This is a genomic window from Lentisphaera araneosa HTCC2155 (assembly GCF_000170755.1).
Lineage (GTDB): Bacteria > Verrucomicrobiota > Lentisphaeria > Lentisphaerales > Lentisphaeraceae > Lentisphaera > Lentisphaera araneosa.
Map to the genome: position 1 here is coordinate 45003 of NZ_ABCK01000003.1, position 15463 is coordinate 60465.

Annotated in this window: 17 protein-coding genes; 8 read left to right on the forward strand and 9 right to left on the reverse strand. The window is 41.7% G+C overall.

From position 1 onward, the window contains the following. Positions 1-90: 90 nt before the first annotated feature. A complete protein-coding gene (locus tag LNTAR_RS03085; RefSeq protein WP_007277174.1) occupies positions 91-1452 on the forward strand; it encodes an alkaline phosphatase family protein in 1362 nt (453 codons plus the stop codon). Positions 1453-1464: 12 nt separating this feature from the next. Further along, positions 1465-2559: an AAA family ATPase gene (locus LNTAR_RS03090; RefSeq protein WP_007277175.1), complete on the forward strand. Its 1095-nt coding sequence runs from the start codon at positions 1465-1467 to the stop codon at positions 2557-2559. A gap of 1 nt (position 2560) precedes the next feature. Here the strand turns inward: LNTAR_RS03090 and LNTAR_RS03095 are convergent, their stop codons facing one another. The 5 genes from LNTAR_RS03095 to rbfA are packed head-to-tail and all read right to left on the reverse strand — an operon-like array spanning position 2561 to position 6505. Beyond that, complete coding sequence (locus tag LNTAR_RS03095; protein WP_007277176.1) at positions 2561-3712, reverse strand: hypothetical protein; 1152 nt, start codon at positions 3710-3712, stop codon at positions 2561-2563. A gap of 58 nt (positions 3713-3770) precedes the next feature. After that, a complete protein-coding gene (locus LNTAR_RS28415; protein WP_083799944.1) occupies positions 3771-4421 on the reverse strand; it encodes a glutamate racemase in 651 nt (216 codons plus the stop codon). 58 nt (positions 4422-4479) lie between these two features. Beyond that, positions 4480-5406 (reverse strand): riboflavin biosynthesis protein RibF, encoded by a 927-nt coding sequence (ribF, locus tag LNTAR_RS03100; protein ID WP_007277177.1) that lies wholly within the window; start codon positions 5404-5406, stop codon positions 4480-4482. A 1-nt stretch (position 5407) separates the two neighbouring features. Next, positions 5408-6145, reverse strand: a complete 738-nt coding sequence (gene truB / locus LNTAR_RS03105; RefSeq protein ID WP_007277178.1) for a tRNA pseudouridine(55) synthase TruB — start codon at positions 6143-6145, stop codon at positions 5408-5410. Continuing rightward, positions 6146-6505, reverse strand: coding sequence for a 30S ribosome-binding factor RbfA (gene rbfA, locus LNTAR_RS03110; protein ID WP_007277179.1), 360 nt, complete (start codon positions 6503-6505; stop codon positions 6146-6148). A 182-nt stretch (positions 6506-6687) separates the two neighbouring features. On the opposite strand from rbfA, the gene LNTAR_RS03115 reads away from it, so the two are divergent. Continuing rightward, positions 6688-7275: a YiiX/YebB-like N1pC/P60 family cysteine hydrolase gene (locus LNTAR_RS03115; RefSeq protein ID WP_007277180.1), complete on the forward strand. Its 588-nt coding sequence runs from the start codon at positions 6688-6690 to the stop codon at positions 7273-7275. Between the two features lie 5 nt (positions 7276-7280). Here LNTAR_RS03115 and rimK read toward each other — a convergent pair whose 3' ends face one another. Next, positions 7281-8660 (reverse strand): 30S ribosomal protein S6--L-glutamate ligase, encoded by a 1380-nt coding sequence (gene rimK / locus LNTAR_RS03120; RefSeq protein ID WP_007277181.1) that lies wholly within the window; start codon positions 8658-8660, stop codon positions 7281-7283. 355 nt (positions 8661-9015) lie between these two features. Between rimK and LNTAR_RS03125 the strand changes: the two genes are divergently transcribed. The 3 genes from LNTAR_RS03125 (at position 9016) to LNTAR_RS03135 (ending at position 11399) form a co-directional block, all read left to right on the forward strand. After that, the gene (locus tag LNTAR_RS03125; protein WP_007277182.1) at positions 9016-9330 is read left to right on the forward strand and encodes a hypothetical protein; all 315 of its coding nucleotides are present in this window, start codon (positions 9016-9018) and stop codon (positions 9328-9330) included. A gap of 104 nt (positions 9331-9434) precedes the next feature. Further along, complete coding sequence (gene ilvC / locus LNTAR_RS03130; protein ID WP_007277183.1) at positions 9435-10904, forward strand: ketol-acid reductoisomerase; 1470 nt, start codon at positions 9435-9437, stop codon at positions 10902-10904. 126 nt (positions 10905-11030) lie between these two features. Next, on the forward strand, positions 11031-11399 hold the full coding sequence (locus tag LNTAR_RS03135) for a cytochrome c (RefSeq protein WP_007277184.1): 369 nt from the start codon (positions 11031-11033) through the stop codon (positions 11397-11399). Between the two features lie 65 nt (positions 11400-11464). On the opposite strand, the gene LNTAR_RS03140 is transcribed toward LNTAR_RS03135, so the two are convergent. From LNTAR_RS03140 to LNTAR_RS03150, 3 genes are all read right to left on the reverse strand, one after another. Then, positions 11465-11644 (reverse strand): hypothetical protein, encoded by a 180-nt coding sequence (locus LNTAR_RS03140; RefSeq protein ID WP_007277185.1) that lies wholly within the window; start codon positions 11642-11644, stop codon positions 11465-11467. Positions 11645-11799: 155 nt separating this feature from the next. Next, positions 11800-12285: a dihydrofolate reductase gene (locus LNTAR_RS03145; RefSeq protein ID WP_007277186.1), complete on the reverse strand. Its 486-nt coding sequence runs from the start codon at positions 12283-12285 to the stop codon at positions 11800-11802. Next, a complete protein-coding gene (locus LNTAR_RS03150; RefSeq protein ID WP_007277187.1) occupies positions 12282-13076 on the reverse strand; it encodes a thymidylate synthase in 795 nt (264 codons plus the stop codon). The genes LNTAR_RS03145 and LNTAR_RS03150 overlap by 4 nt, the downstream gene beginning before the upstream one ends. Before the next feature lie 214 nt (positions 13077-13290). Between LNTAR_RS03150 and LNTAR_RS03155 the strand changes: the two genes are divergently transcribed. Then, complete coding sequence (locus tag LNTAR_RS03155) at positions 13291-14688, forward strand: GAF domain-containing SpoIIE family protein phosphatase (protein ID WP_007277188.1); 1398 nt, start codon at positions 13291-13293, stop codon at positions 14686-14688. After that, entirely contained in the window at positions 14681-15454 is a 774-nt protein-coding gene (locus LNTAR_RS03160) for a rod shape-determining protein MreC (protein WP_007277189.1), read from the forward strand. Before LNTAR_RS03155 ends, LNTAR_RS03160 begins: the two co-directional genes overlap by 8 nt. The last annotated feature ends 9 nt before the right edge of the window (positions 15455-15463 follow it).

The following is a 15463-nucleotide window of genomic DNA, read 5'->3' on the forward strand; positions in this document are numbered from 1 at the left end:
ATTAATTTTCATGGTTGAGTCGAATAGAGTCACTGTGATTTCGAAAGTTTATTCTTGTACTAAAGCTAAAGCTAAAGATAAGTGAAATAAATGAAAAAAAAGCTCCTAGTCATTAATGCGGTCGGTTTAACGGAAAGTTTAATTAACGATGACTGCCCTAACCTTAAGTATTACTTCGAAAAAAATCGTCAGTACTTAAAGCCGCCGCTTCCAGCGGTGACTTGTACATCACAGGCAACGCTTTTGACCGGGAAGAGTCCTCAAGAACACGGCATAGTTGCCAATGGTTGGTACTTCCGTGATTTAGCTCAAGTCTGGCTTTGGAGACAGTCGAATCAGTTAGTGGCTGGAGATAAAGTTTGGGAAACTCTTCGTGAGAAAGATCCTAGCTTTACGACCGCTAAAATGTTTTGGTGGTACAATATGTACTCCAGCGCCGAGTGGTCAGCCACACCACGACCCATTTATCGTGCCGATGGCGCCAAGCACCCCGGTTCTTATACCTACCCCATGGAGCTCAATGATGAATTGGAAGCTGAGCTTGGAACCTTTCCCTTGTTCAAGTTTTGGGGGCCGATGACGACGATTGAATCGACGAAATGGATTAGCGATAGCACAATTCATGTGATGAAGAAAAATAAACCCAATTTATCACTTGTTTACTTACCCCATTTGGATTACAATTTGCAGAGATTAGGTCCCAATGACCCTGCGATGGCCAAAGATGTCCGTGAGCTAGATGAATGTATTGGCGATTTACGCAAGTGCGCCGAGGAGCTTGATTACGAAGTTCTTATCCTCTCCGAATACGGTATACAAGAAGTGGATAAGCCGATCCATATCAATCGCGAACTTCGCAAAGCTGGACTTATTAAAGTTCGCATGGAGTGCGGTGAGGAACAATTTGATGCGGGGGCTTCGGATGCTTTTGCAGTTGCCGATCACCAGCTAGCCCATGTCTACGTCAATGATAAAACTAAGCTTGCAGAAGTAGAAGAACTTTTAAAGAAAGTCGATGGCATAGCCGATGTATGCAGTGGTGCGGATCGTGCAAAATATGATTTAGATCACGAACGTTCAGGTGAAATTGTGTGCTTAGCAGAAAAAAATGCCTGGTTCACTTATTATTACTGGTTAGATGATAGTTTAGCACCTGATTATGCGCGAGCGGTGGATATTCATCGTAAGCCAGGTTATGACCCCGTTGAACTCTTTATGCGCAAAGGCGGTGAACTGAGTGCGGCAAAAACACTTTTAAAGAAAAAATTAGGTTTTCGTTATTTGATGGATGTGATTCCATTGGATGCAACTCTCGTCAAAGGTTCGCATGGAGTGCACCCTGAGAAGCTACAAGATGGTCCCTTGCTAATTGGGGACTTGAGCCTAGGAGATGAAAAAATTCGTGATATGAAAGATTTTAAACAACTTGTCGAAGCTTACTTCGAAGCATAAAAAAGGATAGAGATGAAGTCACTGTACATAGCTGCAACCAGCCAACACGTAGGTAAGACAACAAATACATTGGGGATGCTAGCTGCTTTGCAGAAGCGCAATGTGAAAGTGGGTTATTCAAAACCTTTGGGACAGCAATTTCATACAGTTAAAGGAAAACGTGTAGACAAGGATGCGGTTCTTTTTTCCGAAACTTTGAAGACTTTTGAACTTATCCCAGATATTCATTCGCCCGTCATTTTAGGGCCGGGCGACACCGCGGAACTTTTGGATGATCCAAAAACAGATGTACTTGAACGTAAAATTCTCCATGCGGCGGAAACCCTCAATAAAGATTATGAATTCACTCTCTACGAAGGGACTGGGCATCCTGGTGTTGGTTCCGTTGTGGGCTTGTCGAATGCACGTGTTGCGGAGCTCTTAGAGACCCGTGTGGTGTTAGTTCTCGAAGGTGGAATTGGTAATACGATTGACCGCTTGGCCCTCTGTAAAGCTTTATTCGATGCTCATGGTGTTCAGATTGTTGGCGTCATTCTCAATAAAGTACTACCTCAAAAAATGGATAAAATTCGTCAGTATGTGGAGCCTTGGATCGAAGCCAATGGAATGCAGTTGCTCGGACTAATGCCTTATGATTCACAGCTTGTTTATCCATCGATTAAGCACGTCGTTAAAGTCGTAAAAGGTGAAGTGATTAGTGGAGCTCAGGAAACGATGAACACTCTAGTGCATGAAGCTTTGGCGGGTGGTACTTCAAATCCTAGTGGCGATCACCCTCCAGAAAATCTTCTTTTGGTCGTGAGTCGTGGCCGTTTCTTAGAGTCTTTGCATCATCAACAAAAATTAGCAAGTGAGCAAGGTCGTGACTTTAAGCTCGCAGGTGTGATGTTAACTTCCAAGGGGCATGTGAGTTCAAAAGCTCTGAAGATATGTGAAGAGCAAGGCATTCCAGTGATTACAACTGATTTTGATACCTATCAGGCAGTCGTTAAGATGAGCCACCTCGTGGCAAAGATTGATACCAAGAGTCCTGCAAAAGTTCAGCGAGCTATCGATCTTTTTGAAGAGAATATTGACATGGAAAAGCTTCTCAAGCTCGTCGAATAAATTATCGACAAGTCATAAAGAAGATGACGGCGATAACGACGCCTATAATGCAGCCGACGTTATTGTTTTTCTCTTCGGGACTTTTGTAGAGTTTCTTCTTGGATGAGAGCTTAAGTTTTTTCTCGAGTTCACCCTGAAGTTTATTGATAATGATTTGTTGACCTTCGATGCGCTTTTGGAGTGCTTCAATCTGAGAGTCTTCTTTGGGTGAGGCCTTTTTTGCTGAGAATTCGATGCGCTCTTTATTGAGTTGTTCTTTTTCTCCGACCCAGCGCTTACGTTCTTTGAGGAAGGCCTCATTGGTTTGACTTAGGTCATTTTGGAGTTTTTGGATTTCCTTTTGAAGTTTTTTGATTGTCTCTGATTTATCTTCTGAAGTTTCAGCCTTTTGCCTGTCGAGATCGGTTTGCAGTGATTCACGGAGCTTCTGTTCCTCTTTGAATAATTCCTCTTGTTCGCAGCGTAGGTTCTCTGAGGCTAAGAAATTATTTTTCATTTGGGCGAGTGATTTGCGAAGCTTTTGGTTTTCGAGATCGCTGGCCATGAGTTCAATATCGCTTTCTCTATCGCTATCATCATCAAAGTTTGAATCTGATATGATGTCGACTGAATCAGAGCTTAAATTGATTGGGTCTGATGTGATTTTTACTGGATCAGAGGAGGGCTCTTTGCGTGCTTGTTCCATCGCGATAATCGCAGATTTTTTAAATTCGTCTATGGCATTTTGAACTTCTTCTAATTCATTTTCGATGAGCTCTTTGATATTGGGCTCTTTACGTTCGATCTCACGCATGGCGCGTTTGGCATCGTAGGAATTTACCCCTTTGTCTTTATCGATGTTGAGTAGGTAGTGATAGGCTTTGGTGCCACCAATTTTCCCGAGGGCTTGAACGGCATAACGGCTATTCATACCTTTGCCTTGGGTGATGGGAAAAATGACGTCGGAAGCTTGATAGATTGCCATGTCCCCGGCAATTTTAAGGCAATCGCGTTGGAGTGCTTCATCCTCCATGTTCTGGACGAGCTTAATAACAGAGTTGGTGAGTTCTAAACCTTTTTTCGCTGTGCGAATTTTTCTGAGTGCGGTTCTTCTGACAACAATGCTGACCGACACATCCAGAGCGGTTTTGATTAGATCATCTAAATTATACATAAATCCTCCTGTAGATTAATCCAACATACCATAATGGAAGCCTTAGATCAAATGCAGATTAGAGATAGCAGCGTTGGACGAAGGGAGTTTGATTGAATATTGGGGGAGAAACTCGATCAAATTGTTTAGCAATAGCTGGGGAACAGTCAATTATTTTACACTTAGGGTAAAGCTTGCTAATTTCATCTTTAATAAGGTGATAATGCGTACAAGCTAAAGCAATGGTGTCGAGTTCTGCAATATTTGCGAGGGGCGCAAGTTCTTTGCTAAGTGATTCCTGGCAAAAAGATTGATTAGCGACGTAGTTTTCACTAATGCTGGCTAAGAGTGGAGTCGGGATGAGATGGATTTTTGCGTCTTGCGCAAAATCGTTAATAAGTTGTTTTGTGTAAGAGCTGTGAGTTGTTGCCGGAGTGGCGAGTAGTGCGATGCATTTGTTTGGGCTATTAGCGACGGCCAGTTTAATAGGCGGAACAGTGCCGATGACGGGGCAATCAAGGATGTTTCTGAAAATTTCTAAGGCATGAGTACTGGCGGTGTTACAGGCTAGGATGAGAGAAATAGGTTTTGTGTTCTTGATCGTCTGAGCTATTTCTCTGAAATTTTCTTCAAGTTGGGCAATGCTTTTGTTGCCGTAGGGAAAAAAGCTTTTGTCTTCTATGATGATATAATTTGAGTTGGGACGGAGTTTTTTACATTCACGACAAATACTGTGTGCCCCCGCACCAAAATCTCATATCATGACTGCCGATTGCATCATATCGAGTTCACAGAATTTGACGAGCTTGGGCAATGTCATGTTGGATCTGCTTTTTTAATTCATCTGGTGAATCAAACTTTTTTTCGTCTCTAATAAATCTATGGATATGAATACTCACTTCTTTGTCGTAAAGTTCTCCTGAAAAGTCAAAGATATGAAGTTCCACATGTTGGTTGTGTTGCTGTTTTTCTAGAAAAGTAGGCGCGGAACCAATATTTAAAATTCCTGTGTAAACTTGGCGATCAATTTTTGCGTGAACGGCAAACACACCCGATATCGGCAAGAGTGGGATGCCAGTATCAATATTTGCGGTTGGCGTTTTTAGTTTTTCGCTAGCGAGTCCAAGGCCTTTGACGACTTTGCCCGAAAGATACCACTTGTGGCTGAGCAGGCGCTCGGCTTCGGCGAACTTGTGTTCTTCGAGCGCTTTGCGGATGCGAGAGCTAGAAACTGCTTCGCCATCGAGGAGGTATTCGTCTACGGGGTGAGTGGTAAAATGGTCTGAATATTCTTGAAGAAGATTGATGTCGCCCTTACGGTCTGCACCAAAGAGCCATTCGCGACCAACGCAAAAGTCAGTCAAATTGATTCCACTTTCTAAAAGGTGATTTTTGATGAAATCACGAGGTGGTGTCTCGGCTAATCCTTTGTTAAAAGGGAGGATGACGAGGGCTTTGATACCCAGTGACTCAAAAGTCTTGAGTCGCCTCTCTAATGAGGAGAGGGTGGGGATGCATTGGCCTGTAAAGAATTCTCGCGGATGTGGAGAAAAACTTAAAACCACTGGTGTGGAATTGTTTTCTTTCCCTTGATCGATAGCTTTTTGGAGAAGCTTGCGATGTCCGCGATGAATTCCGTCAAAGTTTCCACAGGCAATGCTGACATCATTGATGCCATGGTTTTGAAGTTCCTGTAAAGAATGGCAGAGGAGCATTTTAGTCTTCGGCTATTTCCACTTGATCAATAGGGATAATAAATTTCTCAGCGTCTTCGCGCTCAATTGTTTTTAAGTGAGCGACTTCAACGGCATTATCGAGTAAGAATTGTCCGCTTTGCGTTCTTCGCAAATTGCTCATGTATGCGGCTGTCTCAAGCTTTCTTCCCATGTCGTGGCAAAGAACCCGAACATAGGAGCCTTTAGAACAATGAAGTGTGAAGTGAACTTTTGGGAGATCAATTTTATCGATGTCTAGACTATGGAAAGTGACGGGGCGAGCTTCGCGTTCAACTTCAATTCCTTGGCGTGCGAGCTCGTAAAGTTTTTTCCCATCTTTTTTGAGAGCAGAAACCATGGGCGGAATTTGCATTTGATCGCCAGTGAAATCTTTGGCGCATTGCTGGATTTGTTCTTCAGTCACGTGATCAAAGCTCGCTTCGCGAGTTGTTTCCCCTTCTTCATCATGAGAGGCTGTCTCGCGACCTAAAGTCATTTCAGTGATATAAGTTTTATCATCGGAAGTAAGTTTGCTAGCGAGTTTTGTGGCTTTGCCAATAACGACGACAATGAGCCCCGTCGCTAAAGGATCGAGTGTGCCACAGTGGCCAACTTTGTTAAATCGGTAACGATTGCGAACTAAGTTGACAACGTCATGAGATGTCCACTCTTTGGGCTTGTCAACGAGGAGGATGCCATCAAAATCTGGTGTGGGGTTTTTTCTACGGCGACGTCCCATTTAGTCTTCGTCTTCGCTAGGGATATCAATAGAATCGATGAGTGAAGAAAGACGATCAGCCGTTTCTGGTGTGTCATCACAATGCCAGTGAATCACTGGGGTGAACTTCATGCGAATACGCTTACTGAGGTGATTAAAGAACTCTTCTGAGCGGTCGCGGAGAAAACGAATGACGTCTTCTTTTTGTTGGTTTGACCCCATCACGCTGACGTAGACGTTGCAGTGCCTGAGATCAGCAGATGTTTTAACGCCAGTTACGGTAATGAGGCATTCGAAGCAGGGGAAGACCTCTCGGATGAATACTGAACTGAGCTCTTTTTGGATCGTTGAATCCACGCTACGCATTCTGTCTTTTGACATTTGATTTTCCTTTATTAAATAAATTTCGAGCAATATAGGCTCAAAGTATCGATTTCCTAATTAAGCCGAGTAAAAGAGCTGAGTATTGATAAAAGTGAATCTGAGTAGTGAAAATATTTCTTTAAATTAATGGAAAGATGGAATATGCTTAGGCATGAAATTAATAAATCGAGGGAAACGACATGCAATCAGAAATTGAACATATTGAGTCATTGGTAAAGCCGGGGGATTTTGTTTTCACGCGCATTGATAATATTCTCTACAAAAAGGTGGCAGATACGAGTTGCAGTTGGAGTTCTCATGTGGGACTTATCATAGATCAAAATGATGATGGTTCTTTTGTGGTGGCCGAAAGTAAAGTTCCTCGCAGTACCTATTCAGATTTTCGTAGTTTTGTGGATCGCTCTGAAGGGGGGCGCTTAGAAGTTAGGCGCTTGAAGGGTGGTTTAGAAAGCAAGCAGTTACTCAAGTTACAAAAAGAAGCAGAATCTCGCATGGGTTTGTGGTATCATTTTCGATTTAATTATGATAGTAAAAAGCAGTTTTGTTCAAAGTTTGCCTATGATGTTTATCGTCACGCTCTAGGAATTGAAGTAGGGCAGATCGAAACCTTTACAGAGCTTTTGCATAGGAATCCTCAGACGCCAATGGGCTTTTGGAATTTATGGTTCTTTGGTCGCATTCCCATGGGTCAGCGCACCGTAACTCCAGCAAGTCAGCTGGAGTCCGATAAACTCGAGACGGTTTATAGCAACCTCCATAAGTTCTGAGGATGTTAAGCCTTTAGAGTCCACTTAAGCTTTTTCTCAATAGCATAAATCATTTCTGCAGCGATGTCTTTGCCCGTGGCGGTTTCAATTCCTTCCAAGCCTGGAGAAGAATTGACTTCTAGAAGAAGAGGCCCGCGACTCGAGCGAATAATATCCACACCAGCTACTGCGAGGCCTAAAGTCTTTGCTGCTTTCAAGGCAATTTTCCTCTCATCAGGAGTGACTTTTACAACTTCTGTCGACCCACCTTGGTGAACATTAGCGCGGAACTCGCCAGGAGCAGCGGTTCGCTGCATGGCGGCTACGACTTTTCCATTGATAACAAAAAGGCGTAAGTCTTTTCCATTAGCTTCTTTAATGAATTCCTGAACGAGTAGGTTTGCGCGTAGTGATTTAAAGGCATTGATAACCGATTCTGATGCTTTCTTTGTTTCTGCAAGTACAACGCCACGGCCTTGAGTACCTTCAAGTAATTTAATGATTAAAGGAGCTCCACCAACCATATCGATGAGGTCAGTTGTGTCAATTGGTGAGTTGGCAAAACCGGAAGTTGGAATCTGTAGGCCACTGCGCTGAAGTAGTTGTAGTGAAAAAAGTTTATCTCTAGACTGAGTAATAGCTTCTGCAGTGTTTAGTGGATAAATACCTAGGCTTTGAAAATGTCGCGTTAGAGCACAGCCATAAAAGGTTAAGCTAGGTCTGATTCTTGGTATGATGGCATCTAAGCTATTTAGTATACTGCCACCTCGATAGTGAACTTCAGGTGTTTCGGCATCGAGTTTTAGGTAGCATTGCTTGATGTTGAAAAAGGTAATTCTGTGCCCTCGTGATTCGGCGGCTTCTATGATTCGGCGATTACTATATAATTCCGGATCGCTAGCTAGAAGGCCAATGTTTAGTCCATTGGGTTGGCTATCGGATGAGCCGTAGAGTTTGTGCACTTCATTAGAATCTTTATCTCCACCCAAAAAGCTACTTGAAGGGTCGACAAGAATTCTGTCATGCATAGCCTCTCTTCCAAGAAGCATTCTATAGCCCATCGAGTCGCGATTTGTTAAGGTGAGTTCCACTTCCCAGCTTTCTCCATTGTAGGAGATGGGGGTGCGAATGACATATCGTCTTTCTGTTGTTCCATTGGAACTTTTAATTAGGCGTTTATCAATGACAGGAGCCTGGCAATGAACGACTGTTTTTCTATTGTTTTGAACAGGATGGATATCAAAGCTGACCCAAGTGCAGGAATCCCTTTTAAAAGTTTTGATATTAAAAGCGTGAATTGATGAAGTTTTGGCACCGGAATCTACTCTTGCTTTAATTGCGGGTACTCCAAGTTGTGAAAAACCGCACCACTCCTCGCTGCCGACGATAATTTTATTCGAAAACATTTCTATCTCTATATAAGTTTTAATCTAGTTAGGGGAATGTGTGACGCAGAAGTTAAAAAGGACGATAAATCATTAGGAAGAGGTAAACACACATTTGAATTCGTTAAAATATAATTATAGGGTGAGTCAAGTGCAAGAAAGATAAAGAATGATTTTGGTCATTTTTCTGTTAAGAACTATGGCTAAAGATTAACTTTCTTTTGGCTTTTCAGCCTATTCGTATAGTTTTGAATTGGTAGCAGTGTTCAGAGAGTCTTTATATAAAATTGTTTTCATCTTTATTGATGTGTTTCGTTAACTGAAGCCTGCAAAGACTAAAGTGATATTTAACAAAGTATATAAAATTTTGGAAATTATGAAAAAAGTCCGACTCCTTTTACTTTTATCCATGTGTGTTGTCTTGTGTAGCTGTGGAAGCTTTTTTCAAGACCTAGATGATGACGATAAATATTCTTACCGTAGAAATAGTGCTTACAGCAATTTGACGTGGGAGCAAAGAGTCCAGAAAACCATTGATGGTTTTTGGTATTGGTTTATTGCTTTGGACGATGTTTATGAGGGGCCGATTTATGACTGGAAATACAATTCGTCGAAATCGGTAGAAATCTTTGGTGCTAAGTTTAAAATCACCGAAATTAATGGCCTCAATAGGGTGCCGATGAAGCGTTGAATTCTTTTTTAAAACAAGGCGACTTTCTGCTTTTGAAAAAATGACTTTGGCGTGTAAACTTGCTTGCTCTTAAAATCTAATATAATATACACAGAGGTTTATTAATGAACTACTACAATACTTTACCCCAGAGAATTAAGCTGGAAGAACTCGGTACTTGCCGCTTTATGTCAAAAAGCGAATTCAACGGCGTTGAAAAGCTTAAAGGCAAAAAAATCGTTATCGTTGGTTGCGGTGCTCAAGGTCTTAATCAAGGTTTAAATCTTCGCGATTCAGGTCTTGACGTTTCTTACGCACTCCGTGGCGCGGCAATCGAATCTAAGCGTCAGTCTTTCCTTAATGCGACTGAGAACGGTTTTGTAGTTGGTACTTATGAAGAGCTCATCCCATCTGCGGATCTCGTAGCTAACCTCACTCCTGATAAACAGCACACAAACGTTGTTGAAACAGTTATGCCTCTTATGAAAGATGGTTCGACTCTTCTTTACTCACACGGTTTCAATGTTGTAGAGGAAGGGATGCAGATCCGTGAAGATATCACGGTCGTAATGGTGGCTCCTAAGTCTCCTGGTTCAGAAGTTCGCAACGAGTACAAGCGTGGTTTTGGTGTGCCAACTCTTATCGCCGTTCACCGTGAAAATAATCCTAACGGCGATGGCCTTGATATTGCTAAGGCTTACTGCTGTGGTACTGGTGGCGATCGTGCTGGCGTTCTCATGTCATCTTTCGTTGCTGAAGTAAAATCTGACCTCATGGGCGAGCAAACAATTCTTTGCGGTCTACTCCAGGCGGGTTCTATCCTTTCTTTCAACAAAATGGTTGAAGAAGGTATCGATGCTGGCTGGGCTTCTAAGTTCATTCAATACGGTTGGGAAACAATCACTGAAGCACTTAAGATTGGTGGTGTAAGTGGTATGGTTGATCGTCTTTCTAATCCTGCAAAAGTTAAATGTTTCGAGCTCATCACTGAGTTGAAAACAATCATGCGCCCACTTTTTGAGAAGCACATGGATGATATCATTGAGGGCGACTTCTCAGAAGGCATGATGGCTGACTGGGCTAAGGACGATATTAAGCTTCTCACTTGGAGAGAAGAAACAGGTCAAACTGATTTCGAGAAAACTCCTGCTGGCGACGTAGAAATTTCTGAGCAAGAATACTTCGACAAAGGTGTTCTTATGGTTGCTTTCGTAGCTGCTGGTGTGGATCTTGCTTTTGATGCAATGGTTGAAGCTGGTATCAAAGAAGAGTCGGCTTACTACGAGTCACTTCACGAGACTCCACTCATCGCTAACACAATCGCTCGTAAGAAGCTTTACGAAATGAATCGTGTTATCTCTGATACGGCTGAATACGGTTGCTACCTTTTCTCACACGCATGTGTGCCACTCCTCACTGATTTCATGAAGTCAATCGACACTTCAGTTATTGGTAAAGAGTACAACGAAGGTGGTTCAAACTCTGTTAATAATAAGCAGATCGTTGAAATTAACCGCGCTCTTCGCAGTACTGGCTGTGAAAAAGTTGGTGAAGAACTTCGTGGTTACATGACTGCAATGAAAGAGATTATTTAAGTTTTTTACTTAAAATAGTTTAAAAAAGCGAGTGCATATGCACTCGCTTTTTGTTTTTATGGAAAAATGCGGTATGTTCTGAAAAATTGTAGGCAATTGATATAATAACGCAAAGGAAAAAAAAATATGAAAAAATTAATGTTACTTGGTATGGCTTGTTTCATGGGTTCAGCTACCTATGCAGAAAGTGTAGATGACAAAGTTTTAGCTATTATGGAAGAGCTTGGTGCAGCTAAAAAACTTAAGCGTTTGGATAAGAAAAAAGATTATAAGAACGCTGATTGGAATAAGTACTCGATGGAACTCATCGAAGAGTATAATGGTATGAAAGACATTAAGCATAGCGAAAAAATGTTCAATGATTTCAATGTAAAAATGTTAAAAGCTCTCGAAGACTACAAGAAAGTTCTCGAAGGTAAAGACTATGATGCAATTGCTAAGAGCTGGAAAGACGTTGGCGCTGCATGTAAAGCTTGTCACGAAGAGTACAAGTAAGTCTCACTCAACGTAAAAAAAATGGCCTCTCGTTTGAGAGGCCATTTTTTTTATTTAAATTAGTTCTATTGAATCATAAAGATTAAAAAGTAAAATAGGGCAAAGTTAACACCTGCCAAAATGCTGATGACAACTTGGCTTTCAAGGCTTAGTTGTTTGCCTTTAACTTTGTCGACTTGTGGAGCGTTATAAAACTCTTCGTCTTCGACAACTATTTCTTCTATGGCGTTCTTGCTTCTCTTCATTACTGTTCCTCCAGTATTAATATTTCGTCCATTGAGAGTGACATTAATACATGGAGCTTGTAGAGGCAAATTTTAGTTGTAAAGCTTTGGGGTAAAAATATTCCGTAAGGTAATTACTTGGAATAAATCGGTGGTAAAGCGTTGTTTGAGTCGTTTTAGACTTTTTCTAAAGTGACAAAGCTGTAGTCATAATCGTTTTTGCTATCGGCTTTATGGCGCTCTCGAGAAGTTTCTTTCCACTGGCTGTGGTCGAATTCAGGGAAGAAAGCATCTGCTACGATTTCGGCATCGATTAGCGTTAGATGGAGTGTGTCGACTTCGTCAAAAAGGATTTCGTAAATTTGTGCCCCGCCAATGATGAAGACTTCTTCTTCCTGAGCACAGTTTTCACGAATCTCATCATAGGACGTGAAACATTCAGTTCCAGGGATTTCTAAATTTGGATCACGTGAGAGAATTAAGTTTCGTCTTCCAGGTAAGGGGCGTCCAATAGATTCGTAAGTTTTACGACCCATGACAATAGCCTTGCCCATAGTGAGAGCTTTGAAATGTTGGAGGTCATTGCTGAGTCGCCAAGGTAAAGTGTTTTTATAGCCGATACCACGGTTGCTCGCCATGGCACAGATCATGCTTGTTTTCATATGGCAACCGGAGCCTTAATGTGAGGGTGGGGGTCATAGCCTTCTAAAGTGAAATCTTCGAAAGTGAAAGAGAAGATATCTTTGACATCGGGATTGATTTTCATTGTCGGCAGAGGGCGTGTGTCACGGCTGAGTTGTAGTTTAGCTTGTTCAAAATGATTGCTGTAGATATGAGCGTCACCAAAAGTGTGAACGAAGTCGCCGTATTCTAAGTCGCAGACTTGAGCGACCATCATCGTGAGTAGAGCATAGGAAGCAATATTAAAGGGTACGCCTAGAAAAATATCTGCGGAACGTTGATAGAGCTGGCAAGAAAGTTTGTTATCGGCAACATAAAACTGAAACAAGCTATGGCATGGAGGTAAGGCCATGTTATCCACATCAGAGACATTCCATGCACTTACAATGAGTCGGCGTGAATCAGGCTTAGTTTTAATCGTTTCAATAAGCTGTGCGATTTGGTCAATTGTACGGCCATCGGGAGTTTTCCAGCTACGCCATTGGTAGCCATATACGGGCCCGAGATTGCCTTCTTCGTCAGCCCATTCATCCCAAATTGAAACGCCATTATCTTTTAAATACTTAATATTGGTGTCTCCGGTGAGAAACCATAATAACTCGTGAATAATCGATCTTAAGTGGCATTTTTTTGTGGTGACTAAAGGAAAGCCATCTTGAAGATTGAAGCGCATCTGGTGACCGAAAACACTACGTGTGCCTGTTCCAGTACGGTCACTTTTGTCAACGCCATTTTTTATGACGTGATCGAGTAAATCGAGGTATTGTTTCATTGCGTTATTTCCTAAAATTGAGCAGTTTCAATCAATCTAACTTAAGTTTGAAAAAATCCTATCGTAATAGGCAATGAATTAAGGCTGCGTAAATTGTGAAAAATGTAAAGATTTTCATGACTTATTCTGCATTTGAGAAAGGGATTTTTTGACAAAGGCACATAGATTAGTTAATGAACCAAAAAAATAATTAATTGCACACTATCGGAGTTCAATGGAAATTTTCATCTACGTTCTTCTGGGGATAATCATTTGTATATTAGTGGTTATTCACTTGTTGAAAATACGGGAGTTACAGGAAGCCAATCGCCGTTATGGCGAAGATCGCAAAGCTGTAGCGAATTTCCTGAATCGTTTTGCCCACTCGGTAGCAATGGCAGGTGGGAATATTGATTCCACGATGGTGTCTTTGGGACGCTTTATTGTAAGTACGATTCACGCTGAATCACTTTGTATATTTTTCACCAATGATGATGAGAAAACGATGGACGCCGTTACGTCAATAGGTCCCTTTCCTTCAATGACAGCTTTTGAGGGTGGAGAAAAAGTTGATATTGCCTCAATTCTCGAAAGGAAATTTGTTATTGGGGATGGTTTTTTTGGGAAGATATCTAAAAACATGAAACCGACTTTGGTGGGTGAGTACGAACTCTCAGAAAGTCAGGTGGAAGCAGGAATCAAATCATTGATGGTCGTTCCCATTGTCTTGTTTGACGAAATGCAGGGTATGATCTGTGCCGTGAATTCTCAAGGTGTGAGTGGGCGTTTTGAGCAGGATGACTTAGAACTTTTTGCCTCCTTAGCGGTGGTCGCAACGCTTTCTAAAAATATGATCGAAACTTATAGTCAGATGGCCGATCAGCAAAGAATGCAACAAGAGCTTGAGTTCGCGAGACAAATTCAGCAGACTTTGACACCAGAAGAAATGCCCAATTTCGCTCACTTAGATATTTTTGCTCATAATATTCCAGCCAAGGAAGTGAGTGGCGATTTTTACGACTTTATTAAAATTGATGAGCATCGAACTTTGTTTGTACTTGCAGACGCTAGTGGTAAAGGTCTACCGGCTTGTCTTATTATGATTATGACTCGTTCAGTATTGCGAGCAATTTGTTCTCGTTTTACTGACATGGAAAGTTTACTCTTAGAGTTGAATCAATATTTGGTTCAAGATACCGATATGGCGCGTTTTGTGACCATGGTCTTCTGTTTAGCGGATTCGAGTAATAACACTATGGAAATGGCTCGTGCCGGTCATACTGAAGTGCTCCTTAAAAATGAAGGCGGTGAAGTTTTTGAAATTGTTCCAGAGGGTCCTGCAATTGGCTTGATGCCAAATGATATGGGAGTGAGTTTCGATACGTTCTCAATGGCTATGCAAGAAGGGTTTTGCTTCCTGTTCTACACGGATGGTTTAACTGAAGCTGAGAATGAAGATGGAGCGGAATATAGTTTGCCTAGGTTGAAAGAAACTTGGTGTCATCATGAGGGGAGTAGTAAAGATCAGGCAATGGGGCTACTGAATGATATTCAGCGTTTCACTGGTGATTATCCTCAATCCGATGACCAAACAATCATGATTATGTCTGTGAGTGACCTTTACCGTGATTAAGTGGTTTAAGGCAGGCTTGTCTTTTGTCCTCTTTTGCGTTGTGGTTATTTTGGCACTGCCAAAGCTTTTTCCTGCCTTAGACCCCTTAATAAAAAGTTTTTTCAGCCCTTTTTTACCTGAAGAATCTTTCGTCACAGAAATGACTGTACGTGAAGAGAACCGTGAGTTTCGTCGTCAGCTATCACAGAAAACATTTGACGAGAATGAATTGCTTCGCCTCAAAGAAGAAAATAGTGAGTTGCGTAGGCAACTCAAGTTAAAAAACATTAATTTCTATACGACAGAAGTCCTTCCCATCTATCAACGTCATCCCAAAACATGGAACTATGAATTTAGTGTTCAAACGGCAGGCTCGAAAGCCATTAAGCAAAATTACGGAGTGATGATAGGGGGCTATTTAATTGGTAAAGCGCGACGAGAGAATAAGGAGAGTTTGCGCATAAAAACATTTTTGAGCTCAGAAGAAGAGTTTGCGGTCAATATAAAAGGTACGCCTTGGAATGGCCTTTTGAGAGGAGAGTATCAAAATGAATCAAAAAAATCTGGACGTTTGCTGTGCCTCGTAGATTACTTGCCTCGTGACGCTGAAATTAAAGAAGGAATGCTTTTGCAAAGTACGGGCACCTTGGGTATTCCGAAAGGCTTACAAATTGCTCGCGTAGTTAGAACTGAGCGTGATGAAGTTGTTCAGAGGGCTTATGTAGAATTACTTGCTCCCCTAACCGAGGCAGGCTATGTAAGTTTAATTGTGGATGCTGAAAAATGATTTTCCGGG